Consider the following 221-nt stretch of genomic DNA (forward strand, 5'->3'; position numbering starts at 1 on the left):
GCCCCGCACTCGCGGGGATGAGCCCAGTTGATTACGTCCGACCTTGATGTTCGGGTCGTCTGCCCCGCACTCGCGGGGATGAGCCCACATCACCTCCACGGCTCACGCATCGGCACCGGCGCCACCAACGTCGGTCTGCCCCGCACTCGCGGGGATGAGCCCCGCGTCATGGCACTCGTCGAACTCGGCTACGTGTCTGCCCCGCACTCGCGGGGATGAGC

1 protein-coding gene is annotated in these 221 nt (G+C 68.8%); it reads left to right on the forward strand.

The genetic code is table 11. The features are described from left to right. The first annotated feature begins 78 nt into the window (after positions 1–78). On the forward strand, positions 79–219 hold the full coding sequence (locus tag HMPREF2617_RS12140) for a hypothetical protein (protein ID WP_168168351.1): 141 nt from the start codon (positions 79–81) through the stop codon (positions 217–219). Positions 220–221 lie beyond the last annotated feature (2 nt).

The organism is Corynebacterium sp. HMSC070H05 (genome assembly GCF_001837615.1).
Lineage (GTDB): Bacteria > Actinomycetota > Actinomycetes > Mycobacteriales > Mycobacteriaceae > Corynebacterium > Corynebacterium coyleae.

Bases quoted from the DNA above. Each gene is read 5' to 3' on its own strand.
- HMPREF2617_RS12140 (WP_168168351.1), top strand. From the start codon at position 79: ATGAGCCCACATCACCTCCACGGCTCACGCATCGGCACCGGCGCCACC.